The sequence below is a fragment of the Vaginisenegalia massiliensis genome, assembly GCF_900604935.1.
GTDB classification, from domain to species: domain Bacteria; phylum Bacillota; class Bacilli; order Lactobacillales; family Aerococcaceae; genus Vaginisenegalia; species Vaginisenegalia massiliensis.
Map to the genome: position 1 here is coordinate 234,058 of NZ_UWPC01000001.1, position 6,888 is coordinate 240,945.

5 protein-coding genes are annotated in these 6,888 nt (G+C 37.4%); 1 reads left to right on the forward strand and 4 read right to left on the reverse strand.

All coding sequences use genetic code 11. The features are described 5' to 3' along the window. Positions 1–23 precede the first annotated feature (23 nt). The 3 genes from yajC to EIH20_RS01010 form a co-directional block, all read right to left on the reverse strand. Entirely contained in the window at positions 24–344 is a 321-nt protein-coding gene (yajC, locus tag EIH20_RS01000; protein WP_241152356.1) for a preprotein translocase subunit YajC, read from the reverse strand. Positions 345–383: 39 nt separating this feature from the next. Further along, entirely contained in the window at positions 384–1,529 is a 1,146-nt protein-coding gene (gene tgt / locus EIH20_RS01005; protein ID WP_124057485.1) for a tRNA guanosine(34) transglycosylase Tgt, read from the reverse strand. A gap of 70 nt (positions 1,530–1,599) precedes the next feature. Further along, positions 1,600–2,409, reverse strand: a complete 810-nt coding sequence (locus tag EIH20_RS01010; protein WP_124057486.1) for a glutaminyl-peptide cyclotransferase — start codon at positions 2,407–2,409, stop codon at positions 1,600–1,602. A 95-nt stretch (positions 2,410–2,504) separates the two neighbouring features. On the opposite strand from EIH20_RS01010, the gene EIH20_RS01015 reads away from it, so the two are divergent. Further along, positions 2,505–3,131 carry a lysophospholipid acyltransferase family protein gene (locus EIH20_RS01015; RefSeq protein ID WP_124057487.1) on the forward strand — a complete coding sequence of 209 codons (627 nt, stop codon included), beginning with the start codon at positions 2,505–2,507 and terminating at the stop codon, positions 3,129–3,131. 32 nt (positions 3,132–3,163) lie between these two features. On the opposite strand, the gene EIH20_RS01020 is transcribed toward EIH20_RS01015, so the two are convergent. Further along, on the reverse strand, positions 3,164–6,385 hold the full coding sequence (locus EIH20_RS01020) for a M14 family metallopeptidase (RefSeq protein WP_124057488.1): 3,222 nt from the start codon (positions 6,383–6,385) through the stop codon (positions 3,164–3,166). Positions 6,386–6,888: the final 503 nt, after the last annotated feature.

Here is a 6,888-nt window from a genome sequence, read left to right on the forward strand (position 1 = left end):
AAACAAGGTTTGGGTCAACCAAATTATTCTTGAGAAACAGAAGCTGGTCCCGCTACCATTGAATCTTGAGGCTTAATTGGCTCTTTAACAGAAGCTAAAGCCGCCAATTCAAAGGTAAGATAAATTCCTTCGCAATCTAAGACAACGATTTGATTAGCTCGATCCACTTCATCAATAATCCCGTGTAAACCACCGATGGTTATAACATAATCACCTTTTTTAAGACCATCCATCATGGCTTGTTTTTTCTGAGCTGCTTGCTTTTGCGGCTTAATCATCATAAAGTACATCACCGCAATAATTCCAGCAAACATGATTAATTGAGTCATCATTGCATTGTTCATTTATTGTCACTCACTTTCAAAGTTTAATATTTATTTATTTTAGAAGTTTCCAGCGCCAACTTTGTTATAGCCATACTCTTCGAAAAAGGCTTCTTTAAATTCCAATAAGGAATCATTTCGAATATTTTCACGAATATCTCGCATCAAATTCAATAAGAAATGCACATTATGAATAGATGCCAAGCGCAAACCAAAAATTTCATCCGATTTAATTAAATGGCGAACATAGGCCCGACTATAATTTTGACATGTATAGCAAGAACATTTTTCATCTATTGGCCTAAAATCACGTGCATATTTGGCATTTTTTACCACTAAGCGGCCTTGACTAGTCATACATGTCCCGTTGCGAGCAATCCGGGTTGCTAAGACACAATCAAACATATCTACACCTCGAATAACACCATCAATTAAGGAATCTGGTGAGCCAACCCCCATTAAATAACGAGGTTTATGTTTTGGCATCTCTGGTGTTAAATAATCGAGAACCTGATTCATTTCTTCTTTACTTTCTCCTACAGATAATCCACCGATCGAATAACCCGGGAAATCCAAAGAAACCATATCTCGTGCATGTTGAATGCGTAAGTCTTTATAACCAGCTCCTTGCATGATACCGAAAAGAGCTTGCCGATCAGGATGTGCGTGCGCCTTTAGTCCCCGCTCAGCCCATCTTGTCGTTCGTTCAATCGATCGTTTAACGTAGTCATATGATTGATCAAATGGTGGACACTCATCAAAGCTCATCATAATATCAGAACCCAATTGGTTTTGAATATTTATTGCCTTTTCTGGTGAAAGGAAGAGTTTTTCCCCAGAAATATGGTTGCGGAAATGAACGCCCTCTTCTTCAATTCGACGCATATCACTTAATGAAAAGACTTGAAAACCTCCAGAATCAGTTAAAATCCCTTTATCCCAATTCATGAAGCGGTGCAAACCACCCGCCTCTGCTACCAAATCTTCACCCGGACGTAACCACAGATGATAGGTATTACTCAAAACAATGTCGGCTCCCATCGCTTTTAGCTCTTCTGGAGCCAAGCCTTTGACGGTCGCTAAAGTCCCCACCGGCATATACATTGGTGTTTCAAAGGAACCTTGTGGTGTATGCAAGATCCCTAACCGGGCCCCTGTGTGTTTTTCTTCTTTAATTAATTCATAACGAACGGCTGCTTGTGTCATAATTTCGCCTCTTTTCTTCAATAAACGGTCGCTTTGGTATTGTAACAATTTTCACAGTCCTTCTCAACGTTTAATTATCCAATAGGCAAACTTTGAAAATATAAGGATACCATTTACCGGTTAAATAAAATTGATCGTCTTTTAGATGGGCAATCCCATTTAGAACATCCATCTTTTTTCTTGCTTCTGGCTTAATATTGGCTTGGTCAACAATCGAACGAATATCATAGACCTTTTCAACTTGTCCATTCTGCAAGTTAATTTTAACAATCTGTTTGGTTGTCCAAACATTCGCATAAAGATAGCCGTTAACATACTCCATTTCATTAACTTTAGGCAAGGCTTTACCTTGAAAAGTAACGATTAATTGACCCATTTTCTGAAAAGTCTGAGGATCCCGAATTTGTAAAGTCTCACTTCCATCAGACATCCATAAGCAGTCACGATCTTGATCATAAGCCAGTCCCCATCCCTCACCTTGATAGGACACTTGGTCAACCACTTTAAAAGTCGTTAAATCACGTTTAAATGCTTTACCTTCTTTATAAGTCAACTGCCAAATATTGTTAGGGGTAATCGTGATCCCTTCACCAAAAAATTGATTACCCAAGCGATCTTTTTCAATAAATTGACCTTTTGCTAAATCCATAATTCCAATAACGGAATGACCTTTTTGACCGGTGGCTTGAATAAGTTGACCTTCTTGATTTAACTCAAATCCTTGGGTAAATAATGTTTGATCCGCTGGATAAGTGTCTTCTAATATCACTTGCCCTTGATAGTCAGCTGGAATCTGCCCAAATACCAATAATTGAGGAAACATTAGATGACTTAATATTAAGCCACATGTGAGGCTAATTGCAAATGCACGTATCTTCATAGGAGGCTCCTTTTCATTTAGTCAATCTTATTATATACTAAATTGGTGCTTCACAACATATCCTCGTTTTGGATTATTATAGAAAGGAATATCGTATGTCTGCATATGCTATTTATTTAGCCATCGTTAAAGCTATTGTTTACCTGTTTAACGGCAAGCCCCAAGTAAAAGGAGTCGACAATCTTCCCAGACAAGGTGAGTTTATTTTAGCGGCTACTCATCGCTCGTTATTAGATCCAATCTACCTAGCCATGGTATTAAGCCCTCGCGAAATTGCTTTTATGGCCAAAGATAGTTTATTTGAGATTCCATTGTTAGGAACCGCACTTAAGCAAGCCCATGTCTTTCCAGTAAATCGCGATAAGCCTGCTCCATCTTCGATCAAACAAGCTGTAAAAGTGATGAAGGAAGATCATCGTATACTAGGTATTTTCCCAAGTGGAAGTCGATATAGTTCAGAAATTAAAGGCGGAACAGCCTTCATCCAAAAATTAAGTCAACAAACCATTGTACCTGTCGCAATTCAACCACCGCGAAATGCGTTTGAATTCCTTATGAGAAAAAAAGGTCGCCTAGCATTTGGCCGCCCTATTCCATATATCCCAACGGCCACCTATGATAAATCAAAATTGACAACTATTGATCAAGCTATTGCTCAAGCATTTTCTGACTTAGATCATCAACTTGATCCTGAATTTACAATATCTAAGCAAAAAAAATAAGGCTCCCAGGGAGCCTTATTTTTTTCTTGCAATTAGTTACGGTTGCGTTTGTATTGAACAGCCATTAATCCAGTTGCCGTCATTAACATACCTAATGCAATCACAACATTTGAATTATTTTGTTCACCTGTTGCAGGTAAAACAGCACTTGAATCAACTTTTGAATCTTTTGTTGCTTTAGCTAAACTTGGTACTTTAGTATCATCTTCTTTACCAAAGTAAGCTAAGCAATCTTCAGGACTTAATTCAGTTACAACTGTTTCCATCTTCACTTCTTCTAATTTTGCGAGTTCACCACGGAAAGCAGCGTTACTCAACCAACGATAGAAGTTATGAGTATGAGTTTTGTTAGTTGGATTACCAGCAAAGATCATTAATGGATTTCCGTTGAACATACCGTCAATACCTAATACTTGACCTTTCAAGGCATCGTGACCTGGCCACCAACCTGATACGTAGAAATCATCACCCGTTTGAGCTTTAATGAAGCTTTCAAATCCAGCCGGGATAGCTGTAATCCAAGCACCAGAGTTAGAGTAGAATAGATCATTAGCTAAGAATCCAGAAGCTAAGATATTATCCTTAAGAATATCAGCTTTAATTAAGCCTTCATAAGACCAAGCTGTCGTGTTATCGGTTGTTAAGTTAATGTCAAATCCTGGTAATAGGTCTTTCAACATGAACATTGCTTCGCCACCAAATACAATGGTAGGTTTTTTACCAATAATACTTGGATCGAAATCACCGTTATCAACCACAATTACATCGGCCTCATCTAATGAATCAACTACTTGGAAGCCCATTTCTTTAAGTGCAAGATATGAACTAGAGTGACCTGGGAATTGAAGACCAGCGTTAGGGTTTCCTGGCGCATATACTTTTACTGGTTTAAGAGCAGTACCAATAGGGTTAGCTTGGACACCAGTACCTTTAAGCACAAAGTCTTTAATTAAGCTATTGTAGGTAGCTTGATCCATATAATAACCATCTTTAGCCAAGTAGATATTCTTACCTTCAGATAAAGCTTTATTTACAGCTCGTGTTGCTTCCGCTGAGTTATTTTCAACAAATACGTAAGGGAATTTGGTGACTTCTGATGTAATAGTGCAGCAATTTGGATTAGCTTTAACCACCTTGCTTTGATCCGCTACAGCGCCTGTTCGAGGTGCTTGAGTCCAAGTTACTTGACCTAATTTGTTAGCGAATAAGCCATCTTGGAAGATTGCTTTTACATCAAAACCGCGCATGGCTGGGAAGTTGGTAACCAATTCAGCATACATCGCATCCCATTCAGATTCGTTAGCACCTGGATACAAGATATGGTTGGCAAAACCACGTTTTGCTTGCGCCATATCAATGACTAAATCACCTTTTTTGTATTCACCCATATCTTGAGTTAATTCAGTCACTTTAACGCCATTACGTTTGAAGTATTCAATCATCTTGAAAGCTTCATCCGGATTCTTTTGACGATCAAGGCTCATTGGGATGACATAATAATCTGGGAAGAATTTAGTTTGTCCAGGTTGATTAATCCGACCTTTAACTGAACCATCTGGTTCAACTAAAGCATCGTTTGCAGCTGGATCCTCAGTCTTATGGATACCGCGACTATAATATTTCAAGCGGTTCATCATTAGAGCATCTTTATTACTGAAGATATTTTCAGTACCAGCTAAACCAGCATAATATCCTGCTAAGAAAGATTGTTGGTTGGTAGCTGGAACTTCAATAGTATGTCCCATAATACCATGGTATAAGCCGTAAACAGCCGTATAACCAGAGAAGGAATCATCCCATCCTGAACCCCAGTCAGTTGCTGGAATTAAATAGCTGTCGTAAGCAGAGTTGGTAATACCAGCCCGACCCATTTTATTCGCATTTTCGAATAAATTATTATAAAGTAAGTCAAATTCGAAGTTAGGATCATGCGGAGGTGTACAAGGTTCAATTAAGAATTCAGATACGAATCCATGGAAGTCCATAATTGACATTGGATTGTATTTTGCAATTGTTTCGGCAATAGCACGTGTTTCTGGTTGTGTTTGATAACCAGTGTCACGGTTAGGGTCCATACCATTGGTGACAGCCCGTGTATTGTTAGCTGCTCCATCTGGATTGACTGTGAAGTTAAAGAGTAAAATCACATCTTTAAGTAAATCTGGAACACTAAATTCTTTAACGATTGGATTGTTGTTTTCGTCAACTGTGTTGTAACGAATCACATCTTTACTTGCAAAAGTATCAAATAAGCTAGATACAATATCAATACCAGGTTGTTCGTCAGCGTGGGTATTATTAATCATAACTGGAACTTTATAATCAATTTTACCTTCTGCTAATAATTTCATGAATTGATCTGGATCTTCTAACATTAGTGGAGTTGTTTTATTTAAATAATCAGAAATTGATGCAGCGTTTTGAGCAATAATACCCATACGAATTGGGCGGCCTTCTGCAGATGTACCAATTTGTTCAATGGTCACATAACGATCATCGTAAACTTTATTAGCAATAGCGTCAGTAGCAGCAACCATTTCTTCATATGATTGATAATTTTCATATGGACGATAATTAATTGGTAAAATAATTTCTTGACCAGTAGTTGGATTGACTGCTTTTAATTCATATTGTCCAATGTATTGACGGTAAGTACGGCGAAGATTGTGCGTTTTACGACGACTTAAATCTTCATTACCAAACATAAGATTAAACTTAACGTCTGCTGATAATTGACCATTTACCACGGTTGGTTGACCATCAAAAGTAACCAAAGGAATGCCGCTATCCCATTGGCCTGTTGCTTCATTCCAAGTTTGCCATTCAGAAATTGGTTTTCCGTTTAAGGTCCAAACAAAATCACTTGCTTGAGCAGAACCAACATTAGCCGTTACATTAACTGTCTTAGGTTCCGTCATATAAACATCTGATTTTGTTAAGATTACCTTTGCTTCAGGTGTTGTTGGAGCAGCAAAAGTGTTAGCAGCTGGTTTTACAACTGTTGTTGCTTCTGAAGTAATGGTTTCAAGCGCTTGGGTTGTGGTTTCTTGACTTGTTACAGTTTCAGGAGCAGTTGTTGTTGTAGCCGCATTTACAGCTGTTGTTTCAATAACTGGAGCGACAGTGGTTAATTCAGTTGCGTTAGTTGTTGTTGTTTCTTGTGCATAAACTGGAACAGCTACTGCAGCTAAAGATAATGCAAGCATAGAGCTGGTTAAGCCTTTTGTTAAACGACTTGTTTTGATGTCTTTCATTAAAATTTTCCCCCTCAATAATCTTTGATTGTTCCAGGAATCGATCCTCCTTTAATACCTGGGCTCCAAAATATTCAGGTGATCATGTGAAAACACATTAGCTCATCTACTAACATTATACCGTTTTATTGAAAACGTATCCATTATAATTTTTTTATCATTATTAAAATTTATTACCCCAAAAAATCAAGACAAGTGTTATTTTATGTGCTATTTTCATACATCAATTCAATCGATAGTAAAATTAATTTTATCTCATAAATCTATTACTGTTTGCTCATAAGTTAACAAAAAAGCAAAAAAATAAGTCTTCTCTATGTAGTGCACCCCTAAAGTTGAACCTTAAAATTCAACTTTAGGGGTGTTTATTTTGAATAAAAAACATGAATTAGCCTTTAAATTAAAACTTATCAATGAATACAGGGAAGAAAAACTCGGGTATAAATTAATATGCAAAAAGTATAATGTTAATACAAGTTTATTAAAAACATGGATTTACCAAT